Here is a 25,923-nt window from a genome sequence, read left to right on the forward strand (position 1 = left end):
TTATTGTTATTGCTCATGCAAACAGACAAATTTGTTAGAATTAGCGATGCCTTTTCAGAAATAGACACTCAGTTATCCTCTTTTTTGACCAGGTCTGCCGGATTGATGTGGGTCCATTTGGAGCGAGGACGATCCAAATATTGAAAGTGTTCATTGGTGAAACTCCCCTGGATACAAACGTATTTACGATCTTCCGTATGAATGTCATTTTTTTCTTTGAAAAGCTCGTCAAATACGCCTGGTCCGGTAGAGTAATAAACTCCCATGGCCGGATCATAATTATCAATATTGTATAATACTTTTTCAATCGCGCTTTCAAGATCCTGATTGTTTGGGGCGGATGCAATAAAATAATTGGTGAAGCGAGTGTTGTTATCTATTTTTATATAAATAGCCTTTTCTTCCATACCAATCAGCTTGTCCAACGGCCATACCAGAGTAGCATCTATATCCATATATACACCACCTTCGAGATTCAAGACTACCAGGCGCCATAAATCAGCCTGAGCTGCACCATTGGTGAGTTTCATATAGGCGTCATAGACTTCTTTTTTCGCGTTATTTTTTAAATATTCTCCACGAGCTTCGGTGCTTACATAGCGGTAGTCACAGTCAAGGGACATTAAGCGATTGAACAAGTAGTTCATATACACGGGCAAGGTGCATTTGTTGGTGAAGTTGGTTTGCCAAATGGTACGAGGAATCGAGCTGCGTCGGGACAGACTGAGCTTTGCAGGGGAGTACTCAGGGATGGAAAAGCGTAGATTTGGTAATAAGAAGTGAAATAGGTAGGAGAAAATTTTGAAAACATTGCCGATCAATCGGGTGAGGCGGTTGACTATGAGAATAGGAGTCTTGTTCATAATGATCCTGTATTTCAGATGCATGAGCGCTCAGGTTGTGGGGATGGCCTTAACCAATGTTTTTTCACTTTAGTGCTCCCACGCAATGTTACTTTTTATCTTTCTTGCGGGAGTTCCAGCAACAATTGTTTTTTCTTCAACATCTCTAGTAACTATGGCACCGAAGGCAACAATGCTGCCATCATTTATAGTTACACCTTTTAATATGGAAGCATTGGCGGCTATCCATACGTTATTGCCTATGTGGATGTCTTGAGGGTGGTTAAGAATTTTTTTTGTATCCGCATCGTAAATAGGATGTCCATCGTAAGTCATGACACTGATATCGCGAGAAAACATGCAATGCTCACCTATCGTGAGCCTGGTACCCTCACCCTTGGCTGACAAATACGCTCCTCCGATATCTGTTTGTTTACCTATACGAATAAGACAGTTGTTGCCGACTATTTCCAATGTGCTAAAGCTGATATTGGCACCATTATCAATTTCTATGATGTTGTTCTCTCCTCTAACGCTGATCACGCAACGGCGAAACTTACCATTGCCAAGAACAACAAGACGGTTTCCCTTACCAGATAACTTGATTTTGTTCCATATCAGATAAGAATCCGGGCTGGTAAGGAGCTGGCCGCCTTTGCTTTTTATTATATTTAGCAATCTTGATGTCAGCTTGTTAAACATGAAAATATTCCATTGACTTGAGAAGACTATTTATTCTTTCTGAACACATAATCCCCCTTGATCTTCCGCCACAGCCCGAACACGTCGGTGCGGGGGAAGATGGCGATACGGCGGATCTGGTAAGGATCTTCGTGCATGGCCAGGGGGCCGCTGTTGGTGGCCACGGCGAAGGGGTAGCCCAGCTCCCTGGCCAGCGCTTTGCTGTCTTCGTTATGGCTGCCGAAGGGGTAGGCGAAGGAGGCGAGGGGCCGGCCCAGCAGCTGTTCCAGTTGCGCCTTGTTGTCGGCGATTTCCCGTCGCTGTTCTTCCCTGCTCAGGGTGTCCAGGTGCGGGTGGGTCAGGGTATGTCCGCCGAATTCCACCAGGCCGGAGTCGGCCATTTCCTTGATCTGCTCCGGCGTCATCAGCTCCACCCGCTTTTCCGGGTTGCCGGGCTGCTCCACGTCCCAGCGATTGAAACGCTCGCCGGTCACCAGGTAGATCACCGCCTTGAAACCGTACTTTTTCAGCAGCGGGAACAGCAACTCGTAGTTGTCCCGGTAGCCGTCGTCCACCGTGATGATGATGTACTTGCTGTCCGGCGTCAGCCGGCTGGCCAGGCCCTGGTCGGCCAGATCGGCGAAGGTGAGGGTCCGGTAGCCGAGGCGTTTGAGCAGCTTGAAGTGCTTTTCCAGCATGTTCACATGCAGATAGGTGCCATGTATCCCTTTTTCGCTGTCGTCGCGGATAAAGCGGTGGTACATGACGATGGGCACTTCCCGCCGCAGCCGGTGCACATAGACGCTCTGGTAGTGCTGCTCTAGCTCGTCGGCCACGGCGACGAGATCGTAGTTGCTCCTGACCTTTGTCATTACCGCGGGTGCCGTGCCCTGGCAGGCCAGCGCCGTCGCTATCCGGTCGGGCAGGGCGGCGAAGTCGATGTCCAGGTCCATGGGCCCGATATCGCCGAAGTTGCCGGCCATGGCAGCATCAATATTGTCGGGCGTCACCAGCCCCGGGGCGCTGGCTTCGCCGATGGCGAAGGTGGGCCTGCCCATCAGGATGGACTCCATGGCCACCCGGCCGGCACCGATCACCAGATCGGAGGTGGCCATCAGCCCGGGTACGTCCCGCACATAACCGAGAAACTCCACCTTGTCCTGAAAGCGCCGGAAGCGCTCGGGAAGCTCGGAGCCGGAGGCCACCTGCACCCGGTACCTGTCGGTATCCAGGCACTGATCCAGCAGCCGGTAGCAGAGCTCGCCCTTGGGGCCGCTGAGCCGGCCGACGATACTGATCACCGGCCGTTCATTCACCGGTGCCGGCACGGGCTGGTAATGACGGGTGTCGATGCCGTTGCGGCCGATGGCGATCAATCCGGGTTCGACGCCAAGGGCACTGATCAGCTGGTCCCGCACCGCCTCGCATACCGCCAGGGCGCGGTCGCCCAGGGCATGGAATTTCTTGCGTGAGGCGTGCACCGGCTGGCGGCCGTGCACCGAGGTGATCATGGGCGTGCCGGTCAGTTTGCAGGCCACATAACAGCTCCAGCTGGAGGCGCGGCTGTGGGCATGCACCAGCTGGATGCGGTGTTTTTTGATGAGATAAATCAGGTAACCCACATGCCAGAAGCGACGGGGGATGCTGCGCTTGTTGAAGCGCAGCCGGAAGAACTGGCCCTGGTGCGGCTTGGTCAGGGTGTCGGAGACATAAAATACCCGGTGCCCGCGCCGGTTCAGCTCGTCGCCGAGGGTGGTGGCATACACCTCGGCCCCGGTCACTTCCAGCTGGGACAACGCCATCAGTATATTCATGGGCGGCCCGGGCGTTATCTGTTCAGCCAGGCCATGTATTCCGCCACCCCTTCGGCCACCGTCCTGAATTCATGGGGGTAGCCGGCGGCGCGCAGCTTGGTCAGATCAGCCTGGGTAAAGCTCTGGTAGCGGCCCTTCAACTGCTCGGGGAAAGGGATGTACTCAATCTGGCCCTTGCCATGATGTTTGATCACCGCCTCGGCCACGTTGCTGAAGGGCTCGGCGCGGCCGGTGCCGCAGTTGAAAATGCCGGAAACTTGCGGGTTCTGCCAGAACCAGAGGTTGACCTTGCACACATCGTCCACGTAGATGAAGTCGCGCATCTGGCCGCCGTCCGGGTAGCCGTCGCAGCCTTCGAACAGTTTGGGGTTTTCGCCCTTGTGCAGCTGGGTGTTGAGGTGGAAGGCCACGCTCGACATGCCGCCCTTGTGCTGTTCGCGCGGGCCGTACACGTTGAAGTATTTGAGCCCCACCACCTGGGACTGGATCTCCGGCTGCAGGCGGCGCACGTACTGGTCGAACAGTTGCTTGGAGTAGCCGTAGACGTTGAGCGGCTGCTCGTATTGCGGCTCTTCGATGAAGTTGTCGTTGCGGCCGCCGTAGGTGGCGGCGGAAGAGGCGTAGATAAAGGGAATGTCCCGTTCCAGGCAGTAGTGCAGCAGATCCTTGGAGTACTCGTAGTTGTTCTCCATCATGAACTTGCCGTCCCACTCGGTGGTGGCGGAGCAGGCGCCTTCATGGAAGATGACCTCGATGCCGCCCCACTCCTCGAATTCGTCGCCGGACACGATGCGGTGCAGAAACTCGTCCTTGTCCAGGTAGTCGGCGATGGTCAGGTCGACCAGGTTGACGAACTTGGTGCCATCGGTCAGATCGTCGATCACCACCACGTCGGTCCGGCCCTGCTCGTTCAGGGTCTTCACCAGGTTACTGCCGATAAAGCCGGCGCCGCCAGTCACAATGATCATCGTTAGCTGCCTCTTGCTGGCCGGAATCTGTCCGGCAAAACGGAATAAAATCGGGCGAAAGTTTATCATGGTTCGGCGACAGAAAACTAACCCGCCCGCCTGTGTTACTATTCAGTTATGTCAGTGAGTATTGGTTAACAGGATGAAAACCAAGGACCGTATTGTCGCCGCCGCCCTGCAGTTGTTCAACGAGCAGGGGGAGGCGAATGTTACCACCAACCATATTGCCGCCCATCTGGGCATCAGTCCGGGCAATCTTTATTACCACTTTCGCAATAAAAACGACATTATCCATCGCATTTTTCAGCAATATGCCGAGCATTTGCGCAAGAGTTTTACCCCGGTCACCGGCCCGGCCAGCGCCAGCCCGGCGGTGTGGTTCCACTACCTGGACGCCATCTTCTATGTAATGTGGGAGTTCCGTTTCTTCTACGCCAATCTCAACGACATCCTGCACCGGGATCCGGAGCTGCACAAAAAGTACCTGGCGGTGCAGCGGGAGTTGGCCGTCAACCTGCAGGCCCTGCTGCGGGAGCTGAATGCCCAGCAGGTGCTGGCCATTCCCGACCAGGAGATAGATCCCCTGACCCAGACCCTGAAGATGGTCGTCTCCTTCTGGGTCAGCTATCAGTCGGCCCAGTCGCTCGATCCCCGCATCAGCCAGGCGGTGCTGTACGAGGGGGTGGCCCGGGTGCTGCTGTTGCTCAAGCCCTACTTCCACCCGGAGAAAGGAGCCGAACTGGCCAAATTGTCGGAGCATTATCAGGCGTTGGCCCGTACGCCCAGTGATCCCTTTCACAAATAGTCGGCTTGCTTAGAATATCTTGTGTCAAAGGGGATTGTTGGTAGTAAAATGACCTGAAATTAACCCAGTCAGCCAGATTGATAACGGGAGTTCAGTATGTCGTTGGCATTTTATGCTCATATCAGCGAGCAATTGGCGCAAACCAAGGCCGAAGGGCTCTACAAGCAGGAGCGGGTGATCACCTCTCCCCAGAGTGCGGCCATCGAGGTTGGTCAGCGGGAAGTGATTAACTTCTGTGCCAACAACTACCTGGGACTCGCCAACCATCCCGCATTGATCAAGGCGGCCCAGCAGGGACTGGACAGCCACGGTTTCGGCATGGCCTCGGTGCGTTTCATTTGCGGTACCCAGGATCTGCACAAGCGGCTGGAGGCGGAGCTGTCCGCCTTCCTCGGCATGGAAGACACCATCCTCTACACCTCCTGCTTCGACGCCAATGCCGGCCTGTTCGAAACCCTGCTGGGGCCGGAAGATGCCATCATCTCCGATGCCCTCAATCACGCCTCCATCATCGACGGGGTGCGGCTGTGCAAGGCCAAACGCTACCGCTATGCCAACAACGACATGGCCGAGCTGGAGGCCTGCCTGCAACAGGCCTCCGCCGACGGTGCCCGCTTCAAGCTGATCGCCACCGACGGTGTCTTCTCCATGGATGGCGTCATCGCCAACCTCAAGGCCATCTGCGACCTGGCGGACAAGTACGACGCCCTGGTGATGGTGGACGACTCCCACGCCGTGGGTTTCGTCGGCGAGCAGGGCCGGGGCACCCCCGAGTACTGTGACGTGATGGGCCGGGTCGACATCATCACCGGCACCCTGGGCAAGGCCCTGGGTGGTGCTTCCGGTGGTTATACCTCCGGCAAAAAGGAAGTGATCGACTGGCTGCGCCAGCGCTCCCGTCCCTACCTGTTTTCCAACTCGGTGGCGCCGGCCATCGTCGCCGCCTCCATCAAGGTGCTGGAAATGCTGAAAGACGGCGACGATCTGCGCAGAAAGGTGCGGGAAAACAGCGACTATTTCCGGGAGAAGATGACCGCCGCCGGCTTTACCCTGGCGGGCAAGGATCACGCCATCATCCCGGTGATGCTGGGCGATGCCGCCCTGGCGGCCAACATGGCCGACAGGCTGCTGGAACGGGGCATCTATGTCATCGGTTTCTCTTTCCCGGTGGTGCCCAAGGGCCAGGCCCGCATCCGTACCCAGATGTCGGCGGCCCACAGCCGCGCACAGCTGGACCGGGCCATCGCCGCCTTCACCGAAGTCGGCCGGGAACTGGGCGTGATCTAAGGGGAGCATGACGATGAAAGCACTGGCAAAACTGAAAGCGGAACCCGGCATCTGGATGACGGAAGTGCCCGAACCCGAGCTGGGCCACAACGATCTGCTGATCAAGATCCGCAAGACCGCCATCTGCGGCACCGATATCCACATCTACAACTGGGACGACTGGTCCCAGAAGACCATCCCCGTGCCCATGGTGGTCGGCCACGAATACGTGGGCGAGGTGGTGGCCATCGGCCAGGAAGTGCGTGGCTTTGACATTGGCGACCGGGTGTCCGGCGAGGGCCATATCACCTGCGGCCACTGCCGCAACTGCCGCGCCGGCCGCACCCACCTGTGCCGCAACACCGTGGGGGTGGGGGTGAACCGGGAGGGCGCCTTCGCCGAGTACCTGGTGATCCCGGCCTTCAACGCCTTCAAGCTGCCGGACGAGATTTCCGACGATCTGGCCTCCATCTTCGACCCCTTTGGCAATGCGGTGCACACCGCCCTGTCCTTCGATCTGGTGGGCGAGGACGTGCTGATCACCGGCGCCGGCCCCATCGGCATCATGGCCGCCGCCGTGGCCCGCCATGTGGGGGCCCGCCATGTGGTGATCACCGACGTCAACGAATACCGGCTCGAGCTGGCCCGCAAGATGGGCGTGACCCGGGCGGTCAACGTGGCCAAGGAAAAACTGGACGACGTCATGGCCGAGCTGGGCATGACCGAAGGCTTCGACGTGGGCCTGGAAATGTCCGGGGTGCCGGCGGCCTTCCGCGACATGCTGGACAAGCTGAACCACGGCGGCAAGGTGGCCATGCTGGGCATACCGCCCTCCGACATGGCCATCGACTGGAACAAGGTGATCTTCAAGGGCCTGGTGCTCAAGGGCATCTACGGCCGGGAGATGTTCGAAACCTGGTACAAGATGGCCAGCCTGATCCAGTCCGGCCTGGATCTGACCCCCATCATCACCCACCACTTCAAGGTGGACGACTTCCAGCAGGGCTTCGACGTGATGCGCTCGGGCCAGTCCGGCAAGGTGATACTGGACTGGCAGTAAGCCGCCCCGCCTGGTTAAACAAGGGCCCGCCTCGGCGGGCCCTGTTCTTTCGGAAATCCGGGGATATGGCTTCCGGCTTCCGGCTTTCAGTCCCTAATCCCTGCTCCCGGGCGGACAGACCGAGTCCCGCACCACCAGCCGGGGCTGGAGTTCCAGCTGCTCGGGCCGGTGATCTTTTTCCTTGATCCGCTTCAGCAGCAGCTCCAGGGCCCAGCGGCCCAGGGTGCGTTTGGGATGGGAGATGGTGGTCAGGGGCGGGCTGGTAAAGCGTGCCATGTTGACGTCGTCATAGCCGATCACCGAAATGTCCTGGGGTACCCTGAGCCCGGCCTGGGTGATGGCGCAGATGGCGCCGAAGGCCATGGTGTCGCAGAAGGCGAACACGGCCGTGGCGCTGCTCCCCTGCCGCAGCAACTGCTGTATGGCCCGGTAGCCGCTTTCGCTCTCGAAATCTCCCTCGATAATCTGTTCGGGCGGCAGTTCCAGGCCGGCCTCGGCCAAGGCCCGGGTAAAGCCTTCCAGTCGCAGCCGGCTGGTGCCCTTGTGCAGGTGGCCGGTGATGCAGGCGAAATCCCGGTGTCCTTGTTCTATAAGGTATTTGGCGGCCAGATATCCGCCAATGTCGGCGTTATCGTGGATGATGTCGGCAAAATCATTGTCCCGGCTCCAGTCCAGCATCACCAGCGGCAGGCTGGGGTGCTGCTGCAACAGTTCGGTGAGGGAAGGGGGGGTATCGGTGCAGATCACCAGCAGGCCGTCCACCCGTTTCTCGAGCAGCATGCGCAGGTGCATCAGCTGTCGCTCGGGCTGGTTCTCGGTATTGCACAAAATCAGGCTGTAGCCCAGTTCGAAGCAGAGATCCTCCACCGCCTGCACCACTTCCGCGAAGAAGGGATGGGCGCTGGTGGTGACCAGCATGCCGATGGTGCGGGTATTGTTGACCTTGAGGCTGCGCGCCACCGAGTTGGGGGCGTAGTTGAGTTCCCGCACCGCCTGCTCGACCCGGGTCCGGGCGGCCTCGCTCACCTTGCGGGTCCGGTTGAGCACATGGGAGACGGTGGAGATGGACACTCCCGCCTGTGCTGCCACATCTTTGATGGTCGCCATGCTGACACCTCGAACTGGGAAAGGACACATAGTAGCAAATGTCATCGTCAAGCGGTGCTTTGGTGTTCACCATCGGGCGACACCTCGGCGAGGACGGAGCCGGAAGGCGGCATGACACCTCGCTGCCTGTTTTTTAGGCAGGTTCGGGTTATGGACCAGTCCTGGATGGGATCCGGCTTCACACTCTTTGTTTTTATTTTGTAACCGGCCCCATCTGAAGCATTTTTCTCTTGTGGAAATGACGCACTAGGGTTAGAAAAAAGGGCAGACCGGATCATCTCCGGCAAGACCAATATCAGGACAGAGGGAATTTACATGGTCATATGGAACAAGAAGGCGGTAGCGGTGGCGGTGTGCGCCGCCCTGGGGTACGGCGCGGCCTTTTCCGCCTCGGCGGAAACCGTAAAGATTGCCATTGCCGGCCCGGTAACCGGTGCCGTGGCCCAGTACGGTGACATGCAGTTTACCGGCGGCCGCATGGCGGTGGAGCTGCTCAACCAGTCCGGCACCCTGGGCGAGTACAGCCTGCAGGCGGTGGAATACGACGATGCCTGCGATCCCAAGCAGGCGGTGGCGGTGGCCAACCGTATCGTCAATGACGGTGTCCAGTTCGTGGTGGGCCACCTGTGCTCCGACAGCACCCTGCCGGCGTCGGACGTGTACGACGACGAAGGCATACTGATGGTGACGCCGGCCTCTACCAACCCCGCCATCACCGAGCGCGATCTGGAATTTGTGATGCGGACCATCGGCCTCGACAGTGACCAGGGGCCGACCGCCGCCCGCTATATCCTGGAGCACGCCAAGCCCAGCCGCATCGCGGTGATCCATGACAAGAAACAGTACGGTGAAGGCCTGGCCTCCAGCGTGCGCGACGCGCTGAAGCAGGCCGGTGTCGAGGTGGTGGCCTACGAGGGGATCACCTCGGGCGACAAGGACTTCTCGGCACTGATCGCCAAGCTGCAGCGGGAACAGGTGGACTTCGTCTATTATGGCGGCTACCACCCGGAACTGGGGCTGATCCTGCGGCAATCCGCCGAGAAAGGCTTCAAGGCCCGCTTTATGGGACCGGAAGGCGTGGGCCACAAGGACATCACCTCCATCGCCGGCGATGCCTCCGAAGGCCTGCTGGTCACCCTGCCCAAGAAATACGACCTGGATCCGGCCAACGCCGCCGTGGTCGAGGCGATCAAGGCCAAGGGCGAGGATCCCACCGGCCCCTTCGTATGGACCACCTATGCGGCGGTGGAAGCCATCGCCGAGGGCATCAAGCGTGCCGGCACCGAGCCGGAAGCGGTGGCCGAAGCGCTGCGCGCCGAGCCGGTGAATACCGTGATGGGCCCTCTTTCCTGGGATGACAAGGGCGACCTGCTCGGCTTTGAGTTCGGCGTGTTCGAATGGCACAAGGACGGCTCTTCCACCCAGCTGTAAGGGGAAGCACCTCCTGACGCAAGCGGGGCCTGCCGGCCCCGCTTTGGTATTCCCCCATTTTCCCGACCGCTCTTACGACAAGGACAAGGTTGTATGTCTGAGCCTGTGCTTTATTTCATCCAACAGCTGCTCAATGGCCTGACCATTGGCAGCACCTATGCCCTGATCGCCATCGGCTATACCATGGTGTACGGCATCATCGGCATGATCAACTTCGCCCATGGCGAGGTCTACATGATCGGCGCCTATGCCGCCTTCATGGTGATGACCGGCCTGATGATGATGGGCATCGACAGCAGCTTCCTGCTGCTGACGTCCGCCTTCCTGGTGAGCATCACCCTGACCAGCGTTTATGGCTATTCCATCGAGCGGGTGGCCTACCGGCCGCTGCGCAGCAGCAAGCGGTTGATCGCCCTGATCTCCGCCATCGGCATGTCCATCTTCCTGCAGAACATGATGCGCCTCAGCCAGGGCTCGCGGGACGTCGCCATGCCCAGCCTGATCCCCGGCGGCTGGAGCTTCGGCGAGGGTAGCTTCCAGGCCTCCCTGTCCTACATGCAGCTGATCATCTTCCTGGTGACCTTCGTCGCCATGACCCTGCTGTCGCTGTTTATCTCCCGCTCGCGCATGGGCCGCGCCTGCCGCGCCTGCGCCGAGGATCTGAAGATGGCCAACCTGCTCGGCATCAACAGCAACACCATCATCGCCCTCACCTTCGTGATCGGCGCCGCCCTGGCGGCGGTGGCCGGGGTGCTGCTGGGCTCCTATTACGGCGTCATCAACCCCTATATCGGCTTTATGGCCGGGCTCAAGGCCTTTACCGCCGCCGTGCTTGGCGGCATCGGCAGCATTCCCGGTGCCGTGCTCGGCGGCCTGCTGCTGGGCGTGACCGAGGCCATGACCGGCGCCTACTTCAGCACCGAGTACAAGGACGTGGTGTCCTTCGGCCTGTTGATCGCGGTGCTGCTGTTCATGCCCACCGGCATTCTGGGCAAACCGGAGGTGGAAAAGGTATGAACAAGTTCAAACCCGCCTTCATCGCCGCCGCCCTGTTCCTGGTGCTGGCCGGCTGGCTGCTCGGCTTCCGGCTGGAAACCGCCGGTACCCGGCTGGTGGTGACCAACCGCCTGGACGCGGCCTGGGAGTGGTTGGCGCTGGGGGCCGCCCTGGTGTTCCTGGCCCAGCTGTTTCAGGCCCAATTGCGCAAGCCCTTCCGCTACCTCTCCGATCGCAAGGGCCATTTCGCCCTGCCTGCGCCGGAAGAGCAGCCCTGGCTGTACCGCATCGTCACCGTGCTGGTGCTGAGCGCCCTCATCATCTGGCCTTTCGTCGGCTCCCGCGGTGCCGTCGACCTGGCCACCCTGACCCTGATCTACGTAATGCTGGGGTTGGGACTCAACGTGGTGGTGGGCCTGGCCGGGCTGCTGGATCTGGGCTACGTGGGCTTCTACGCGGTGGGCGCCTATACCTATGCCCTGCTCAACGCCTACCTGGGGCTGGATTTCTGGACCTGTCTGCTGATCGCCGGTGGCATGGCGGCCCTGTTCGGCTTTTTGCTCGGCTTTCCGGTGCTGCGCCTGCGCGGCGACTACCTGGCCATCGTCACCCTGGGCTTCGGCGAGATCATCCGCATCCTGCTCAACAACATGACGGAGGTGACCGGCGGCCCCAACGGCATCGCCGGCATTCCCAAGCCGACCCTGTTCGGGCTGGAGTTCGAGCGCCGGGGCGAGAACCTTTTCCACGAATTCTTCGGCATTGCCTACAACTCGGGACACAAGGTGATCTTCCTTTACCTGCTGGCGCTGGTGCTGGTGGTGTTTACCATCTTCATCATCAACCGGCTGCTGCGCATGCCGCTCGGCCGGGCCTGGGAGGCGCTGCGCGAGGACGAAATCGCCTGCCGCTCGCTTGGCCTCAACCCGACGCTGATTAAGCTGAGCGCCTTCACCATCGGGGCCGCCTTCGCCGGTTTTGCCGGCAGTTTCTTCGCCGCCCGTCAGGGCTTTATCAGCCCCGAGTCTTTCGTGTTCATCGAGTCGGCCATCATCCTTGCCATCGTGGTGCTGGGCGGCATGGGCTCGCAGATAGGGGTGGTGCTGGCGGCCATCGTCATGACCATACTGCCGGAGCTGACCCGGGAGTTTAACGAATACCGCATGCTGCTGTTCGGCCTGCTGATGGTATTGATGATGATCTGGCGGCCCCAGGGCCTGCTGCCGATGCACCGACCGCACATGGAGCTGAAATCATGACCGAGCTGTTAAAGGTATCCGGCCTGACCATGCGCTTCGGCGGCCTGGTGGCGGTGGACGGGGTGGCGCTGTCCCTGGGAGAGCGGCAGATCGTCTCGGTGATCGGCCCCAACGGGGCCGGCAAGACCACGGTGTTCAACTGCCTGTCCGGCTTCTACCGGCCGAGCGGCGGCACCGTCAATTTCCGGGGGCAGGCGATCCAGGGTATGCCCGGCCACAAAATCGCCCGCCTCGGCATGGTGCGCACTTTCCAGCACGTACGCCTGTTCAAGGAAATGACGGTGCTGGAAAACCTGCTGGTGGCCCAGCATCGCCATCTCAATACCAACTTTCTCGCCGGCCTGTTCAAGACCCCCGGTTTTCGCCGGGCGGAGCGGGAAGGGTTGGAGCGGGCCCACTACTGGCTGGAGAAGGTACGATTGACCGAGTTTGCCAACCGCACCGCCGGCAACCTGGCCTATGGCCAGCAGCGCCGGCTGGAGATCGCCCGCTGCATGGCGGCCCGGCCGCAACTGCTGATGCTGGACGAGCCGGCGGCGGGGCTTAATCCGAACGAGACCCATGAGCTGGATCGGCTGATCTGCGATCTGCGCGACAACGAGGGCGTGAGCATCCTGCTGATCGAGCACGACATGAAACTGGTGATGGGCATCTCCGACCATATCTACGTGGTCAACCAGGGCCGGCCCCTGGCCGACGGCACCCCCGAGCAGGTGCGCAATAACCCCGATGTGATCAACGCCTACCTGGGAGAAGCCTGACCATGCTGCGAGTGGAGAATGTGAGTGCCAGCTACGGCAAGATCCAGGCGCTGGAACAGGTGTCCATCCATATCGACCAGGGGGAGATAGTCACCCTGATCGGCGCCAACGGGGCGGGCAAGACCACCCTGATGATGACCATCTGCGGCGATCCCAAGCCGACCCAGGGGCGGGTGCTGTTCGAGGGGCAGGACATGAGCGCCCTGGACACCGCCACCATCATGCGCAAGGACATCGCCATCGTGCCCGAGGGGCGGCGGATCTTTTCCCGGTTGACGGTGGAGGAGAACCTGCACATGGGCGCCTTCTTCGTGGACAAGGCCGAGCACCAGGGGCTGCTGGAGGAGGTGTACCAGATGTTCCCCCGACTCAAGGAGCGCATGCACCAGCGGGCCGGCACCATGTCCGGCGGCGAGCAGCAGATGCTGGCCATCGGCCGGGCGCTGATGAGCAAGCCGCGGCTGCTGCTGCTGGACGAGCCCTCGCTCGGCCTGGCGCCCATCATCATCGCCCAGATCTTCGACACCATCGCCCGCTTGCGCGAGGAGAAGGGCATGACCATCTTCCTGGTGGAGCAGAACGCCAACCAGGCGCTGAAGCTGGCGGATCGGGGCTATGTGCTGGAAAACGGCCGTATCGTGCTGGCCGATACCGGCGCCGCCCTGCTGGTCAACGAACAGGTACGGCGGGCCTACCTGGGCGGATGATGCCAAGGCCGCCGCTATTGGGTAAACTGCCCTGACATTACTCGAGGAGGAGTCTATGGATCAGTTTGCCCATATTTCGGTGGCCGAGGCCGGTACCCTGCTGGCCGAGGGCCGCGCCCGGCTGGTGGATATCCGCGATGCCCAGTCCTTTGCCCTGGCCCATGCCGAGGGCGCCTTTCATCTTACCAACGACAGCCTGGTGCGGTTCACCAGTGAGGTGGAGTTCGATACCCCGGTGATCGTGATGTGCTACCACGGCATCAGCAGCCAGGGTGCGGCCCAGTACCTGATCCACCAAGGCTTCGAGGAAGTCTACAGTCTGGACGGCGGCTTCGAGGCCTGGCGCCGTACCCAGGCGGTGGTCGGGGCCGGATGAAGCTGCTACTGGTGCTCGATGATCCGCGCCGGGCCCAGGCCTTCGTGGATTATCTGGCCGACATCGGGCTCAAGTGCGAGTTGACCCTGGACGACGACGGCAACGTCAGCATCTGGCTGGTCAACGAGTCCCGCTATCAGGAGGCGTTGCAGGAGGTGAAACGCTTCCTGGCGGAGCCGCTGCATCCCCGCTACCAGGATGCCTCCTGGCGCCAGGGCGACACCCAGGTCCGCTTTAGCCACGGTCGCCAGGAGCCCGGCTGGCTGGGCGATCTGCTGCGCCAGACCGGACCGGTGAACATGGTGGTGGTGCTGGCCTGCCTGCTGGTCTATGGCCTGAGCTGGCTGGGGCTGCCCATGTTCGGGCTGCTGTCCTTTCCGCCCCGCTGGGAACTGCTGCTGGGGCTGGAGTTCTGGCGCGCCTTTACCCCGGCACTGCTGCACTTTTCCCTGATGCACCTGGTGTTCAACCTGTTCTGGTGGTGGTACCTGGGCGGCATGGTGGAGCGCCGCCTGGGGCACGGCAAGCTGCTGACCCTGCTGCTGGTGGCGGCGGTGCTGCCCAACCTGATGCAGTACTGGGCCAGCGGCCCCCGCTTTGGCGGCCTGTCCGGGGTGGTCTATGCCCTGCTGGCCTATGTCTGGCTCAGCGGCCGGCTCAACCCGCTGCGGGGTATCGGCCTGCCGGACGGCATGGCGGTGTTTATGGTGGTGTGGTTGGTGCTGGGCTTCGCCGGGGTGCTGGGACCGGTGGCCAATATGGCCCACCTGGGCGGCGGCCTGATCGGCCTGGCCCAGGCCTGGCTCGACAACAGATCCCGCCGTTACTGATAGAGGAAATTGGTGAACAGCAGGCGACGGATGGGCGCCTCGCCGGTTTCCTTCAGCAGCAGGTCGTTCAGCCGGCGCTGGCCCTCGCTGGCCAGTTCGGTGCGGGCGGCCAGGGAGCGGATCTCCTGCTGGTTTTTCTCGGCCAGCAGGCTGTTGATGGCGTCCCGCAGCAGCGGCATGTGTCGCTCCACCAGCGGCATCTGCTCCGGGCGCTCCAGCATCAGCTCGACGGCCACCCGGATATAACCGAGCTGATCGCCCGAATGCTGGTAGTTGGTAATAATGTCCGGCGTCATGGTGTAGTATAGGGCCCCTTCGGGAGCCGGCGATGCTTCCTGTGCCCGGGTCTGGCCCGCTATCGTCAGCAACAGGCACAGCGCAGCAATGCGTAGCATAAACAATGTCTCCAACCTTGGTTTCTGGGGCGCATTGTTTAAACAAATATCGTGCCGGTCAAGTAATTAGGTGGTTTTTAAGGTAACTGAGCTGTCCCTTTTTATGTCTATCCGTTATTTCAGGAGCGCGCCGTGACGGCGTCCATCGATCACCGCTGGGGCTGGTCGGCAGCGTCGCCATTGGGGTGGCCCGCCCTGTGCGACTGGCTGCGGGATCCCGGCTCCCTGACCGAGCGCCTGCGCCGGCATTGCCGGGACTTCCGGGTCGAGGTGCTGGCCAGCGAAGCGCTGCTCTCCCTGACCCCGCAACAGAAGGCCCTGCTGGACTGCGAGCAGGCCTATTGCCGGGAGGTATTGCTCTACTGCGACGAAACCCCCTGGGTCTATGCCAGTTCCCTCTATTCTCCGGCCACCCGGGCTGCCATGCCGCAATTGACCGGGCTGGGACGGCGCGCCCTGGGCGAGTTGCTGTTCGATGCCCCGGATCTGCAGCGATCCACCTTCGAGTTCGCCGAACTGACCAACGATGAGCGCATTCGACTTTGCCACCGCGCCGGTCTGGACCCAAGCCCGGGACCGCTCTGGGGTCGGCGTTCCGTGCTGGCCACCGGGCGTGCCCGGGTGCTGGTGACCGAGCTGTTTCTGCCCGCCGTGCCCGCCTATCAGGAGCCTGTAGCATGACCACCCTGACTTCGCCTTCCCGCCCGCGCTGGCGTGCCTATATGGCGCTGGCCCGCATGGACAAGCCCATCGGCAGCCTGCTGCTGCTCTGGCCCACCCTCTGGGCCCTGTGGATCGCCGCCGACGGCCTGCCTTCACTTTGGCTGCTGCTGGTGTTCGTCGCCGGGGTCTTCTTTATGCGCTCCGCCGGCTGCGTGATCAACGACTATGCGGACCGCCATATCGATGGCCACGTCAAGCGCACCCAGGCCCGGCCGCTGCCTGCCGGCGAACTGACCGAGCGCCAGGCCCTGGGCTTTTTCGCCCTGCTGGTGGCCATTTCCTTCCTGCTGGTGCTGACCACCAACGCCCTGACCATTCAGCTGGCTTTCGCCGGCCTGGGCTGGGCCGCGCTCTACCCCTTTATGAAGCGCTATACCCACCTGCCCCAGCTGTTCCTGGGTATCGCCTTCTCCTGGGCCATTCCCATGGCCTTTGCGGCCCAGGCAAACAGCCTGCCCGCGGGGCTCTGGCTGCTGTTTGCCGCCAATCTGAGCTGGACCGTGGCCTACGACACCATGTACGCCATGGTGGACAGGGACGACGATCTCCGGATCGGGGTCAAGTCCACCGCCGTTCTGTTCGGCCGGCGCGACAAGCTGATGGTCGGCCTGCTGCAGCTGGTCACCCTGCTGCTGTTGGTAGCAGCGGGCCAGGTATTCGCCCTGGCCGCGCCTTTCTACTGGGGGCTGTTGGGCGCCGCCGCGCTCTTCGTGTACCAGCAGCGGCTGATCCGGGACCGGGAACGGATGGCCTGCTTCCGGGCCTTCCTCAACAACAACTTCGCGGGTATGGCGGTGTTCGCCGGTCTGGCCCTGGCGCTGCTGTAGCCCTGTTCCCGCCCTGGTCGCCAGGGGAGTGCCGGCCGGGGAGGGCGTATTGTGCTTGCCCTGCCGGATTTACTGGATATACTGACAGTTAGCTGTATAAAAAGACAGGTTCCCTATGAAAGCGCTAACCCCCCGTCAGTCCCAGGTGCTGGAAATCATCAAGGCGCATATCCAGCAGACCGGCATGCCGCCCACCCGTGCCGAAATTGCCCAGTCCCTGGGGTTCAAGTCCGCCAACGCCGCCGAGGAGCATCTGAAGGCCCTGGCCAAGAAAGGGGTGATCGAGATGATGCCCGGCACCTCCCGCGGCATTCGCCTGGCCCAGGAAGAAGAGCCGGAGGAAGAGCCGGGCCTGCCGCTGATCGGGCGGGTGGCCGCCGGCGAGCCCATCCTGGCGCAGCAGCACATAGAAAGCCACTACAAGCTGGATCCGGCCCTGTTCCATCCGCCGGCCGATTTCCTGCTGCGGGTCAGGGGCATGAGCATGAAGAACATCGGCATCATGGACGGCGATCTGCTGGCGGTGCACAAGACCGGTGAGGCCCGCAACGGCCAGGTAGTAGTGGCCCGGCTCGACGACGAAGTCACGGTCAAGCGCTTCCGGCGCCAGGGCAGCAAGGTCAGCCTGCTGCCGGAGAACGAGGAGCTGTCTCCCATCGAGGTCGATCTGCGCAGCCAGGAACTGACCATCGAGGGCCTGGCGGTGGGCGTGATCCGCAACACCGACTTTTAACTCGTCCGCTTGCCTTGGGGTTGGCGGGGGCTTAGCATGCTTCCCGCTTCCCGCTTCCCGCTTCCCGCTTCCCGCTTCCCGCTTCCCGCTTCCCGCTTCCCGCTTCCCGCTTCCCGCTTCCCGCTTCCCGCTTCCCGCTTCCCGCTTCCCGCTTCCCGCTTCCCGCTTCTTTTTTCATTTTTTTACTTTTTCATAATCAATGCTTTACTTAGTGTGTGCCGGACCGATGGACGCGGTGGTTCGGTAAGCACTGACTCTCTTGCGAGTGCGCCAAAATAAAGGACCAAGACTTTTTGGGGGTGCGTGTGAAGCCGATCGTTCTGCTGCTGTCGCTAGTGGCATCGTTGCCCGTGTGGGCACAAAGCCGTTTCAACATGACCCAGGGGGTCACCGATATCAGCCAGAAGGTGTATGGCCTGCACATGACCATACTCATCATCTGTGCGCTGATCGGCCTGGTGGTGTTCGGGGTCATGTTCTGGGCCATCATCCACCACCGCAAGTCCAGGGGCGCCAAGGCTGCCCAGTTTCACGAAAGCACCAAGGTGGAGATCCTCTGGACCATCATTCCCTTCCTGATCCTGGTGGGCATGGCCATTCCCGCCACCCGCACCCTGATCGCCATGGAGGATGCCAGCCAGTCGGATCTGACGGTGCAGGTCACCGCCTCCCAGTGGAAGTGGCACTACCGCTACTTCGGCGAGGACGTCGAGTTTTTCAGCCTGCTGGCGACCCTGCCCCAGGAAATCGACGGCAGCCTGCGCAAGCGTGACAACTACCTGCTGGAGGTGGACCGGCCCCTGGTGCTGCCCACCGATCGCAAGGTGCGCTTCCTGATCACTGCCGACGACGTCATCCACTCCTGGTGGATGCCGGCCTTCGCGGTCAAGAAGGACGCCATCCCCGGCTTTATCAACGAGGCCTGGACCCGCATCAACCAGCCCGGTATCTACCGGGGCCAGTGCGCCGAGCTGTGCGGCAAGGATCATGCTTTTATGCCGATAGTGGTGGATGCCCGGCCGGCCGCCGAGTTCGACGACTGGCTGGCGCAAGCCAAGGCGGAGCAGGCCGCCGCCCGGGCCGCCGAGCAGGAACTGCTGGCCATGGAGATGACCATGGAGGAGATGATGGCCCTGGGCGAGCAGGTCTATCAGCGCAGCTGCGCCGCCTGCCACATGGCCAATGGCGAAGGGATCCCCGGCGCTTTTCCGGCGCTCAAGGGTAGCCAGATGGTGCTGAACGACAGGGCCGCCCATATCGACATCGTGCTCTACGGCAAGGCGGGTACCGCCATGCAGAGTTTTGACCGGCAGCTGGCGCTGAAGGAGCTGGCCGCCGTCATCACCTACGAGCGCAACGCCTGGGGCAACGACACCGGCGATCTGGTGCAGCCCAAGGACATCCATGAAGCCAGGCAGGGACAATAGGGGGCAGGGATGACGCAGTTAGACCGTACTCAGACCGCGGACGGCCAGTTGGGCGTGGCGGACGATCACCACCACCATGGCCCGGCCAGGGGCATCATGCGCTGGTTGTTGACCACCAACCACAAGGACATCGGCAGTCTCTACCTGCTGTTCAGCCTGGCCATGTTCCTGCTGGGCGGCAGCATGGCCATGGTGATCCGTGCCGAGCTGTTCCAGCCCGGCATGCAACTGGTGGAGCCGAACTTCTTCAACCAGATGACCACCATGCACGGCCTTATCATGGTGTTCGGCGCCGTCATGCCCGCCTTCGTGGGCCTGGCCAACTGGATGATCCCCATGATGATAGGGGCGCCCGACATGGCGCTGCCGCGCATGAACAACTGGAGCTTCTGGATATTGCCCTTCGCCTTCCTGCTGATGCTGAGCTCGCTGTTCATGCCCGGCGGCGGCCCCAACTTCGGCTGGACCTTCTACGCGCCCCTGTCCACCACCTACGCGCCGGACAGCACCGCCCTGTTCGTGTTCGCCATCCATATCATGGGCATCAGCTCCATCATGGGGGCGATCAACGTCATCGTTACCATCTGGAACCTGCGGGCGCCGGGCATGACCTGGATGAAACTGCCCCTGTTCTGCTGGACCTGGCTGATCACCGCCTTCCTGCTGATCGCGGTGATGCCGGTGCTGGCGGGGGCGGTGACCATGGTGCTCACCGACAAGTACTTCGGCACCAGCTTCTTCGACGCGGCCGGGGGCGGCGACCCTGTGTTGTTCCAGCACATCTTCTGGTTCTTCGGCCACCCCGAGGTGTACATCATGATCTTGCCGAGTTTCGGCATCATCTCGGCCATCATCCCCACCTTCAGCCGCAAGCGGCTGTTCGGCTACGCCTCCATGGTGTACGCCACCGCCTCCATCGCCGGCCTGAGCTTCCTGGTATGGGCCCACCATATGTTCACCGTGGGCATGCCGGTGGCGGCGGAGCTGTTCTTCATGTACTGCACCATGCTGATCTCGGTGCCCACCGGGGTCAAGGTGTTCAACTGGGTGGCCACCATGTGGCGGGGCTCCATCAGCTTCGAGGTGCCCATGCTGTTCGCCCTGGCCTTTATCGTGCTGTTTACCATCGGTGGTTTCAGCGGCCTGATGCTGGCCATCACCCCGGCCGACTTCCAGTACCACGACACCTACTTCGTGGTAGCCCACTTCCACTACGTGCTGGTGTCCGGCGCCATCTTTTCCATCATGGCGGCGGCCTATTACTGGATGCCGAAATGGACCGGCCACATGTTCGACGAGCGGCTGGCCAAGTGGCATTTCTGGTGCTCGGTGATTTCGGTGAACATTCTCTTTTTCCCCATGCATTTCCTGGGGCTGGCCGGCATGCCCAGGCGGATCCCGGACTACGCCCTGCAATTCGCCGACATCAACGCCCTGGTCAGCATCGGCGGCTTCGCCTTCGGCCTGTCCCAGCTGATCTTCGTGGCGGTGCTGGTGAAGTGCATCCGCGGCGGAGAAAAAGCGGCGGCCTGCCCCTGGGAAGGGGCCCATGGCCTGGAGTGGACGGTGCCCTCGCCGGCGCCCTACCACACCTTCAGCACCCCCCCGGAGGTGGAAGGCAATGGATCACGGTAAAAAGGCGCTCAAGCTCGGTCTGGTGGCGGTGGGGATGTTCGGCTTCGGCTTCGCCCTGGTCCCCCTGTACGACGTGTTCTGCGATATCACCGGCCTCAATGGCAAGACCGCCACCAGCGCGGCGGCGGAGTCCAGGACCATGGACGAGCAGCGGCTGATCACCGTGGAGTTTGTGACCTACAAGGCCAAGGGCCTCAGCGGCGACTTCGAACCCTCGGTGCGCCGGCTGCAGGTGCATCCGGGCGAGATGCACCAGGTGGACTTCATCGTGACCAGCCATGTGGCGGAGGACCGGGTGCTGCGGGCCATTCCCTCGGTGTCGCCGGGGGTGGCGGCGGGCTACCTGCGCAAGACCGAGTGCTTCTGTTTCCAGGAGCAGCCCCTGGCGGCGCGGCAGCAGGCGGTGATGCCGATGCGCTTCTATGTGGATGAAGCCCTGCCCGGTCATATCGAGGTGTTCACCCTGTCCTATACCCTTTACGACATCAGCGAGCAGGTTGCCACGCGCAGCTGAGCAAGGAGGCAGTCATGGCGGTCAAGACTCAGAGTTATTATGTTCCGGCCCAGAGCCCCTGGCCCATAGTGGGGGCGGTCGGGCTTTTCCTGCTGGCGTCGGGGGCCGGCATGTGGGCGGCGGGCATCGCCGGCATCTGGGGGCCCGTGGTGTTCGGTGCCGGCACCCTGGTGATGACCTTTATGCTGTTTGGCTGGTTCGGCAACGTGATTGATGAAGCCCACTCTGGCCTGTACAGCGAGCAGATGGACAGATCCTTCCGCCAGGGCATGAGCTGGTTCATCTTCTCGGAGGTGATGTTCTTCGGTGCCTTCTTCGGTGCCCTTTTCTACGCCCGGGTGCTGGCGGTGCCCTGGCTGGGCGGTGCCGGCAACAACGCCATGACCCACGAGGTGCTGTGGCCCGAGTTCAATCCGGTCTGGCCCCTGGTACTGACCCCCGGCGGCATCGAAACCACCGCCATGGGCTGGTTCGGCCTGCCGCTGGTCAACACCATCATACTGCTGTCCTCCTCGGTGACGGTGCACCTGGCGCACCTGGCGCTGCTGCGGGAGCAGCGGGCCCGGCTCAAGCAATGGCTGGGGGGAACGGTGCTGCTGGGAGCGCTGTTCCTGGGCCTGCAGGCCTGGGAGTACGTGCACGCCTACCGGGATCTGGGCCTGCGGCTGGATTCCGGCATCTACGGCAACACCTTCTTCCTGCTCACCGGTTTTCACGGGGCCCACGTCACCCTGGGCACCCTGATGCTGTTCATCATGTGGCTCAGGGTCAACAAGGGGCATTTCACCCCGGCGCAGCATTTCGGCTTTCAGGCCAGCAGCTGGTACTGGCACTTTGTGGACGTGGTCTGGCTCTGTTTGTTCGTCTTCGTCTATATTTTATAGCGGGCTTCATTTGGTGCTCCATCCCGGAGTGGGATGGGGCACCAGCAGCCCGCTGGCCATGGCGGCGATCAACAGCAGCAGTATGATGACGGCGAACAGCAGGCGGCGACCGATATAGCGGGCCATCAGCGCCGGATCCCGGTTGCCGAGCATGGCCCTGAGACCCAGCAGCAGGTTGCCGATCATCATCAACAACAGCAAGACAATCAGTAGTTTGAACAGCATCAATCGCTTCCCGGAGAGACCAGGTCTTGAGTATAGGAAAAAGTTGGGGATTGTTGGCGCTGACCCTGCTGATGACCATGCTGATGGTCACCATGGGGATCTGGCAGTTGTCCCGGGCCGATGACAAGCGGCAGTTGTTGCAGGAATGGCAGCAGCGGCGCGACATCGCTCTGGATCTGGATGAAACCCTGGCTATCGATAACCCCTTCGGCTATCGCCTGGAGGTGAGCGGTCTTTACCTGGCCGGCGGCGATCTCTTCCTCGACAACCAGATGCACGAAGGGCGGGCGGGCTACCGCCTGATCCGCCCGCTGCAGACCCCCTACGGCCTGCTGGCGGTGGATGCCGGCTGGTGGCCGGCGGATCCGGACCGGCGGCGGCTGCCGGTGGTGGCGGTACCGGAAGGGCCGGTGCAGTTGAATGGCGTGCTGGTCCGGCCCTACCGGCCGCCCCTTTCCCTGGGCGGCGCCCCGGATCCCCAGACCCGACGCATCAGCGGGCTGGACCCGGACCTGCTGCGGGCCCGCTGGGGCCAACGGACGCTGCCGTTCGTGTTGCGGCTGGAGACGGAGGGAACCGAGTGGCAGCCGGTGGTGATGGGGCCGGAGCGGCACCTGGGCTATGCGGTGCAGTGGTTTGCCATGGCCCTGGCGGTGTGGGTGGCGGCATTGGTGTTCTATCGGAGGCGGCATGAAACATAAACCGGTGTTGGCGTTGGTGGGGGTATTCCTGTTGCCGGTAGCCCTGGCCTGGGTCGTTCTGCAGCAGGGCTGGTTCACCCCCGGGGTCAAGGGCCAGGGGGAGTGGGTGGAGGGACGGATAGAAGGGGCCCGCCAGTGGCGGCTGCTGCTGCCGCTGGCGCCGGAATGCGGCCACTGCGCCGACGCCGCTTCCCTGTTGCACAACATCGACCTCGCCCTGGGACGGGACCAGGAAAGGGTGGCGGTGATGCCGGTGTCGGCCGGCCCCGGGCTGGAGGCCGGTTTTGTCTATATCGCGGATCCGCCCGGCCAGCTCGTCATGCGCTATGCCCTGAGCGGCAACGAGCAACAGGACCGGCTGACCGGCAAGGCCCTGCTTGAGGATCTGCGTCGTCTGCTCAAGTTTTCCCGGGCCGGATAGGAGGCGCCATGCGTAAACTTTGTCTCTTTGCCTTTGCCCTGACCCTGGTGGTGGTGGTGCTGGGTGCCTATACCCGCCTCACCGACGCCGGCCTGGGCTGCCCGGACTGGCCCGGCTGCTACGGCTTTCACACCGTGCCCAAGTCCGAGCAGGCCCAGCGGCTGGCGGCGGAGCGCTTTCCCGACAGCCCGCTGGAGCCGGTCAAGGCACGCAACGAAATGGTGCACCGCTACGCGGCGGGCCTGCTGGGGGTGACCATACTGCTGATGGCGCTGTGGTCGCTGAAGGCGGTGCACCGTGCCTACCGGCTTCCCGCCTGGCTGCTGCTGGCGCTGGTGACGGGGCAGGCGACCCTGGGCATGCTGACGGTGACCCTCAACCTGCTGCCCTTCGTGGTGATGGGCCACCTGCTGGGCGGTTTTACCATACTGGCGCTGCTGTTCCTGGCCATCTGTCAGGGACGGCAAGCGATGCCCGAGCCGCCCCGGGTTGCCGGCCTGGGCGGCTGGTACCTGGCGGGGCTGGGCGCCCTGGTGCTGCAGATCGCCCTGGGTGGCTGGACCGCGGCCAACTATGCCGCCTTGTCCTGCCTGGAGCTGCCGGTGTGTCAGGGTGACTGGCTGGGCCAGTGGCAGTGGAGTGCCTTCCATCCCCATGGGGTGCCTGCCGAGACTTACCAATACGGGGTGCTCAGCCAGGAGGAGCGGGTCACCATCCATGCCGCCCACCGGCTGTGGGCCCTGGTCACCGCGTTGCTGCTGCTGGCGCTGGCCTGGCGGCTGTGGCAGCGACGCGGCATGAAGGGCTGGGGAGCCTGTCTGGCCCTGGGGGTCGCTGGCCAGCTGGCCCTGGGGGTGGCCAACGTGGTGCTGCACCTGCCGCTGGCGGTGGCGGTGGCCCACAATGCCGGGGCGGCGGCGCTATTGCTGATTTTAACGGGAACCGGAGAACGCCTCTGGCGTTACAGGGAGGAAACATGGCACGAAGCGCATTATTGCCCAGACGCTGGGAACTGACCTGGCGGGATTATTTCGCCCTTACCAAGCCCAAGGTGGTGCTGCTGATCCTGCTGACCGCCGTGGTGGGGATGTTTCTCACCGGCGCCTTGCCGAGCCCGCAACTGGTGGTGGCAGCCACCCTGGGGATAGGCCTGATGGCGGGCGGGGCGGCGGCCATCAACCATGTGCTGGACCGGCGCATCGATATCAAGATGGCCCGTACCTACCACCGGCCGGTGGCCCAGGGCCGGGTGCAGACGGTGCCCGCCCTGGCCTTTGCCTTTGCCCTCTCGGCAACAGGACTGGCGGTGCTGCTGCTGTGGGTCAACGCCCTGACCGCCTGGCTGACTCTGGCGTCCCTGCTCGGCTATGCGGTGGTCTACACCGTCTGGCTGAAACGGGCAACCCCCCAGAACATCGTCATCGGCGGCCTGGCTGGCGCCATGCCGCCCCTGCTGGGCTGGACGGCGGTAAGCGGGGGCTTCCATGGCCATGCCCTGCTGCTGGTGATGATCATCTTCGCCTGGACTCCGCCCCATTTCTGGGCGCTGGCCATCCACCGGCGCGACGACTACGCCAAGGCCGATATTCCCATGCTGCCGGTGACCCATGGCATCGAGTTCACCAAGACCTGCGTGCTGCTCTATACCCTGCTGCTCACCCTGGTGTGCCTGCTGCCCTGGGTGGTGGGCATGTCGGGCCCGCTCTACCTGCTGGGGGCATTGGCGCTCAACCTGCGTTTTATCCAGTGGGCCTGGCGCCTGAAGTTTAGACCTGGGCCGCAAACCGCACTACAATGTTTCCGCTTTTCAATCAGCCACCTGATGTGGCTGTTCGTGCTGATACTGGCGGATCACTGGATAGACTATGGCTAATACGAGCAAGCTGATATGGATACTGGCGGTTGCCTTGCTGATAGCGGGCACCCTGAGCGGCATCGCCTGGTACAACAACCAGGAAAATAGCCTGACCGAGGCGGTAGTGGTCTACCCCGAGCCGCGGCCGCTGAAGGACATCAGCCTGCTCGACGCCGACGGCGAGCCCTTTACCGAGCAGCGGTTTGCCGGGCGCTGGAGCCTGGTGTTCGTCGGCTATACCTTCTGCCCCGATATCTGCCCCACCACCCTGGCTGATCTGGCGCGAATCTACCCCGAGCTGCGGCAACTGAACGGGCCGGTGCAGGTGGTGTTCGTGTCGGTGGATCCGGAGCGGGACACGCCCGAACGGCTCAAGGCCTACACCGCCTACTTCAATCCCGACTTCGTGGCGGCGACCGCCGGCCACGAGCGACTGATGCCGGCGGTGCAGCAGCTGGGGCTGATCTACGGTATCCACGAGCGGGAAGAGCAGGATTACCTGGTGGATCATTCCGCCTCCATCGCCCTGGTCAATCCCAGGGGGGAACTGCATGCCTCCTTCCGCCCCGGCTTCGACGAGCAGAGCATGATGCCGCTGGTCGACGGGGATGAACTGGTCCGGGATCTGGCCCGTATCCTCAGGCAATGGGGCGGCTAGGCCGCCCGTTTCTCCGCTCACC

General features: G+C 62.2%; 29 protein-coding genes. 22 read left to right on the plus strand and 7 right to left on the minus strand.

Features of this window, described 5'->3' with window-relative positions:
• Positions 1-68: 68 nt before the first annotated feature.
• The 4 genes from AN401_RS00780 to rfaD all read right to left on the minus strand — a co-directional run bounded on the left by AN401_RS00780 (position 69) and on the right by rfaD (position 4,305).
• The gene (locus AN401_RS00780; RefSeq protein WP_096780270.1) at positions 69-863 is read right to left on the minus strand and encodes a glycosyltransferase family 32 protein; all 795 of its coding nucleotides are present in this window, start codon (positions 861-863) and stop codon (positions 69-71) included.
• A gap of 69 nt (positions 864-932) precedes the next feature.
• Complete coding sequence (locus AN401_RS00785) at positions 933-1,544, minus strand: acyltransferase (protein ID WP_094038784.1); 612 nt, start codon at positions 1,542-1,544, stop codon at positions 933-935.
• Positions 1,545-1,570: 26 nt separating this feature from the next.
• On the minus strand, positions 1,571-3,337 hold the full coding sequence (locus AN401_RS00790) for a polysaccharide deacetylase family protein (protein ID WP_096778295.1): 1,767 nt from the start codon (positions 3,335-3,337) through the stop codon (positions 1,571-1,573).
• Between the two features lie 14 nt (positions 3,338-3,351).
• The gene (rfaD, locus tag AN401_RS00795; RefSeq protein ID WP_096778296.1) at positions 3,352-4,305 is read right to left on the minus strand and encodes an ADP-glyceromanno-heptose 6-epimerase; all 954 of its coding nucleotides are present in this window, start codon (positions 4,303-4,305) and stop codon (positions 3,352-3,354) included.
• 142 nt (positions 4,306-4,447) lie between these two features.
• Between rfaD and AN401_RS00800 the strand changes: the two genes are divergently transcribed.
• The 3 genes from AN401_RS00800 to tdh all read left to right on the plus strand — a co-directional run bounded on the left by AN401_RS00800 (position 4,448) and on the right by tdh (position 7,436).
• A complete protein-coding gene (locus tag AN401_RS00800) occupies positions 4,448-5,110 on the plus strand; it encodes a TetR/AcrR family transcriptional regulator (RefSeq protein WP_096778297.1) in 663 nt (220 codons plus the stop codon).
• 96 nt (positions 5,111-5,206) lie between these two features.
• Entirely contained in the window at positions 5,207-6,397 is a 1,191-nt protein-coding gene (locus AN401_RS00805) for a glycine C-acetyltransferase (protein ID WP_094038780.1), read from the plus strand.
• Between the two features lie 13 nt (positions 6,398-6,410).
• Entirely contained in the window at positions 6,411-7,436 is a 1,026-nt protein-coding gene (gene tdh, locus AN401_RS00810) for an L-threonine 3-dehydrogenase (RefSeq protein ID WP_176442001.1), read from the plus strand.
• 93 nt (positions 7,437-7,529) lie between these two features.
• Here the strand turns inward: tdh and AN401_RS00815 are convergent, their stop codons facing one another.
• Positions 7,530-8,543 carry a substrate-binding domain-containing protein gene (locus tag AN401_RS00815; protein ID WP_096778298.1) on the minus strand — a complete coding sequence of 338 codons (1,014 nt, stop codon included), beginning with the start codon at positions 8,541-8,543 and terminating at the stop codon, positions 7,530-7,532.
• A gap of 315 nt (positions 8,544-8,858) precedes the next feature.
• Between AN401_RS00815 and AN401_RS00820 the strand changes: the two genes are divergently transcribed.
• The 7 genes from AN401_RS00820 (at position 8,859) to glpG (ending at position 14,903) form a co-directional block, all read left to right on the plus strand.
• Positions 8,859-9,974: a branched-chain amino acid ABC transporter substrate-binding protein gene (locus AN401_RS00820; protein WP_096778299.1), complete on the plus strand. Its 1,116-nt coding sequence runs from the start codon at positions 8,859-8,861 to the stop codon at positions 9,972-9,974.
• A gap of 93 nt (positions 9,975-10,067) precedes the next feature.
• Entirely contained in the window at positions 10,068-10,991 is a 924-nt protein-coding gene (gene livH, locus AN401_RS00825; protein ID WP_094038776.1) for a high-affinity branched-chain amino acid ABC transporter permease LivH, read from the plus strand.
• A complete protein-coding gene (locus AN401_RS00830) occupies positions 10,988-12,229 on the plus strand; it encodes a high-affinity branched-chain amino acid ABC transporter permease LivM (RefSeq protein ID WP_094038775.1) in 1,242 nt (413 codons plus the stop codon). Before livH ends, AN401_RS00830 begins: the two co-directional genes overlap by 4 nt.
• The gene (livG, locus tag AN401_RS00835; protein ID WP_096778300.1) at positions 12,226-12,990 is read left to right on the plus strand and encodes a high-affinity branched-chain amino acid ABC transporter ATP-binding protein LivG; all 765 of its coding nucleotides are present in this window, start codon (positions 12,226-12,228) and stop codon (positions 12,988-12,990) included. Before AN401_RS00830 ends, livG begins: the two co-directional genes overlap by 4 nt.
• A gap of 2 nt (positions 12,991-12,992) precedes the next feature.
• Positions 12,993-13,697: an ABC transporter ATP-binding protein gene (locus AN401_RS00840; RefSeq protein WP_094038773.1), complete on the plus strand. Its 705-nt coding sequence runs from the start codon at positions 12,993-12,995 to the stop codon at positions 13,695-13,697.
• A gap of 55 nt (positions 13,698-13,752) precedes the next feature.
• Positions 13,753-14,073 (plus strand): thiosulfate sulfurtransferase GlpE, encoded by a 321-nt coding sequence (gene glpE, locus AN401_RS00845; RefSeq protein WP_094038772.1) that lies wholly within the window; start codon positions 13,753-13,755, stop codon positions 14,071-14,073.
• Positions 14,070-14,903, plus strand: a complete 834-nt coding sequence (gene glpG, locus AN401_RS00850) for a rhomboid family intramembrane serine protease GlpG (protein ID WP_094038771.1) — start codon at positions 14,070-14,072, stop codon at positions 14,901-14,903. Before glpE ends, glpG begins: the two co-directional genes overlap by 4 nt.
• Here the strand turns inward: glpG and AN401_RS00855 are convergent.
• On the minus strand, positions 14,897-15,298 hold the full coding sequence (locus AN401_RS00855; RefSeq protein ID WP_094038798.1) for a flagellar basal body-associated FliL family protein: 402 nt from the start codon (positions 15,296-15,298) through the stop codon (positions 14,897-14,899). The two genes, glpG and AN401_RS00855, sit on opposite strands and share 7 nt — an antisense overlap.
• Positions 15,299-15,430: 132 nt before the next feature.
• Between AN401_RS00855 and AN401_RS00860 the strand changes: the two genes are divergently transcribed.
• From AN401_RS00860 to AN401_RS00895, 7 genes are all read left to right on the plus strand, one after another.
• Positions 15,431-15,979 carry a chorismate--pyruvate lyase family protein gene (locus AN401_RS00860; protein ID WP_232513361.1) on the plus strand — a complete coding sequence of 183 codons (549 nt, stop codon included), beginning with the start codon at positions 15,431-15,433 and terminating at the stop codon, positions 15,977-15,979.
• The gene (gene ubiA / locus AN401_RS00865) at positions 15,976-16,848 is read left to right on the plus strand and encodes a 4-hydroxybenzoate octaprenyltransferase (RefSeq protein WP_096778301.1); all 873 of its coding nucleotides are present in this window, start codon (positions 15,976-15,978) and stop codon (positions 16,846-16,848) included. Before AN401_RS00860 ends, ubiA begins: the two co-directional genes overlap by 4 nt.
• Before the next feature lie 115 nt (positions 16,849-16,963).
• The gene (lexA, locus tag AN401_RS00870) at positions 16,964-17,581 is read left to right on the plus strand and encodes a transcriptional repressor LexA (protein ID WP_094038769.1); all 618 of its coding nucleotides are present in this window, start codon (positions 16,964-16,966) and stop codon (positions 17,579-17,581) included.
• Positions 17,582-17,886: 305 nt separating this feature from the next.
• Positions 17,887-19,008, plus strand: a complete 1,122-nt coding sequence (gene coxB, locus AN401_RS00880) for a cytochrome c oxidase subunit II (RefSeq protein ID WP_332461899.1) — start codon at positions 17,887-17,889, stop codon at positions 19,006-19,008.
• Positions 19,009-19,017: 9 nt separating this feature from the next.
• On the plus strand, positions 19,018-20,643 hold the full coding sequence (gene ctaD, locus AN401_RS00885) for a cytochrome c oxidase subunit I (RefSeq protein ID WP_096778302.1): 1,626 nt from the start codon (positions 19,018-19,020) through the stop codon (positions 20,641-20,643).
• Positions 20,630-21,157, plus strand: a complete 528-nt coding sequence (locus AN401_RS00890; protein WP_094038767.1) for a cytochrome c oxidase assembly protein — start codon at positions 20,630-20,632, stop codon at positions 21,155-21,157. The genes ctaD and AN401_RS00890 overlap by 14 nt, the downstream gene beginning before the upstream one ends.
• A gap of 14 nt (positions 21,158-21,171) precedes the next feature.
• Entirely contained in the window at positions 21,172-22,041 is an 870-nt protein-coding gene (locus AN401_RS00895; protein WP_094038766.1) for a cytochrome c oxidase subunit 3, read from the plus strand.
• 6 nt (positions 22,042-22,047) lie between these two features.
• On the opposite strand, the gene AN401_RS00900 is transcribed toward AN401_RS00895, so the two are convergent.
• Positions 22,048-22,266 carry a DUF2909 family protein gene (locus AN401_RS00900; RefSeq protein WP_096778303.1) on the minus strand — a complete coding sequence of 73 codons (219 nt, stop codon included), beginning with the start codon at positions 22,264-22,266 and terminating at the stop codon, positions 22,048-22,050.
• 26 nt (positions 22,267-22,292) lie between these two features.
• Between AN401_RS00900 and AN401_RS00905 the strand changes: the two genes are divergently transcribed.
• Genes AN401_RS00905 through AN401_RS00925 form a run of 5 tightly spaced genes read left to right on the plus strand, consistent with a single transcriptional unit; the run spans position 22,293 to position 25,901 of the window.
• Positions 22,293-22,967: an SURF1 family protein gene (locus AN401_RS00905; protein WP_096778304.1), complete on the plus strand. Its 675-nt coding sequence runs from the start codon at positions 22,293-22,295 to the stop codon at positions 22,965-22,967.
• Entirely contained in the window at positions 22,957-23,388 is a 432-nt protein-coding gene (locus AN401_RS00910; RefSeq protein WP_094038763.1) for a hypothetical protein, read from the plus strand. The genes AN401_RS00905 and AN401_RS00910 overlap by 11 nt, the downstream gene beginning before the upstream one ends.
• Before the next feature lie 8 nt (positions 23,389-23,396).
• Positions 23,397-24,404: a COX15/CtaA family protein gene (locus tag AN401_RS00915; RefSeq protein WP_096778305.1), complete on the plus strand. Its 1,008-nt coding sequence runs from the start codon at positions 23,397-23,399 to the stop codon at positions 24,402-24,404.
• A complete protein-coding gene (gene cyoE / locus AN401_RS00920) occupies positions 24,365-25,261 on the plus strand; it encodes a heme o synthase (RefSeq protein WP_094038761.1) in 897 nt (298 codons plus the stop codon). Before AN401_RS00915 ends, cyoE begins: the two co-directional genes overlap by 40 nt.
• Positions 25,254-25,901: an SCO family protein gene (locus AN401_RS00925; RefSeq protein ID WP_096778306.1), complete on the plus strand. Its 648-nt coding sequence runs from the start codon at positions 25,254-25,256 to the stop codon at positions 25,899-25,901. The genes cyoE and AN401_RS00925 overlap by 8 nt, the downstream gene beginning before the upstream one ends.
• Positions 25,902-25,923: the final 22 nt, after the last annotated feature.

This window comes from Zobellella denitrificans (assembly GCF_002407485.1).
GTDB classification, from domain to species: Bacteria; Pseudomonadota; Gammaproteobacteria; order Enterobacterales; family Aeromonadaceae; genus Oceanimonas; species Oceanimonas denitrificans.